Origin of the sequence: Arthrobacter sp. 2YAF22_2 (assembly GCF_052114645.1) — a bacterium.
Lineage (GTDB): Bacteria > Actinomycetota > Actinomycetes > Actinomycetales > Micrococcaceae > Arthrobacter.
The window spans coordinates 1-1,192 of record NZ_JBFRFD010000747.1 but is presented as its reverse complement, the minus strand read 5'-3'; the positions used below and the strand labels follow the sequence as shown (position 1 = coordinate 1,192).

The window sequence follows — 1,192 nt, the reverse complement described above, 5'->3', positions numbered from 1 at the left end:
GAGCGTGGGGACGCCGAACGCCGCCTTGCGCCGCGGCGCGTTGCCCGGGTGGTTGTAGCCGCCGTTGTGCGGGGCCGGCGGCTGGTTGCCGTAACCGGCGTAGGGGCCGGGGCCCTGTGCGTACTGTCCGGTGTACGCGGCGGGCGACTGGGCCGCGGAGTGGCTCTGGACTGGTTCCCCGTGGGACTGGGACGTCGGCGCACCGAACTGCTGGGTGTCGGGGGCCGCATGCTGGCCGTACGCCGGCTGGCGCTGCGGATATACCGGCCGCGGGGCGTCATCCGCCGGCCGGTCCAGCCGCATGGTCGGATTCTCCCGGGCTGAGTCGTCCGCCGCGGCCTGGGGAGCCCCGGCAGCGGTCTGGCCAGGCTCCAGCGGTTCCCGGTTGCTCGTTGATGGATCCGGTGACGCGCCCTGCGTTGGGTTCTCAGTCATGGGACTTCCTTTCATCCTCGTCTGCAGTTAACTATGGTCGCCCCGGCTGGTACAAGAGCGAACATTTGCTGGGAGGTTCCTGAACGCCATCGCGTCCGTTCATGGCCCGCGGAAGGCCGTCCCGGACGCTTCAGCGCGTTTCGCCGGTGGCATATTCCCCGCGGTGGACGGTCTCCGGGGTGCACCATAGAATCAAATGGAATTGCCACAGCGACCTGCGGCTTTGGACCTGCGCGGGGGCGCTGTCGTGTTCTGAGTGGACCGGATCGGCCCGATCCGGTCACGGAAGTACTGAAGGGTTGCGCATGCGGTCAATGATGAAACGATTCCTCGCCGTTATCGGCGTCGCCGGACTGCTGGCCCTCCCCGCCGCTCCCGCGCTCGCCGAGGATCCGGTGACCCTGGATCCCGCCACTAAGATCGTCGACTCGGCCGGCGTCCTGGGCGGAAAGAAGCCGGATGTCGAGGCCGCAATCAAGAAACTCGGCACCGACCATCAGATGAATCTGTACGTGGTCTACGTGAAGACGTTCCAGAACCCCACCGACAGCGGGCAGTGGGCCGCGACCGTAGCGCAAAACGCCAACCTGGGTCCCAACTCCCTGTTGCTCGCCGTGGCTACCGACGCCCGCAAGTATCAGCTGAGCAAACCTGCCAACAGCAAGATCACGAACACCCAGCGCGACAACATCATCAAGAACGCGGTGGACCCGCAACTGCGTAACGGCGACTATGCGCAGGCCGCCATCGACACGGC

The 1,192-nt window shown here is 66.6% G+C and carries 1 protein-coding gene and 1 pseudogene; one reads left to right on the top strand and one right to left on the bottom strand.

Annotated elements, in window-relative coordinates; translation table 11 throughout:
- Nucleotides 1-435: pseudogene (locus AB4Y86_RS19235) on the bottom strand (hypothetical protein); the annotation flags it as partial.
- Nucleotides 436-740: 305 nt separating this feature from the next.
- Between AB4Y86_RS19235 and AB4Y86_RS19230 the strand changes: the two are divergent.
- Nucleotides 741-1,192 (top strand): TPM domain-containing protein (locus AB4Y86_RS19230; protein ID WP_441403719.1); only part of this gene is annotated, 452 nt, incomplete at its 3' end.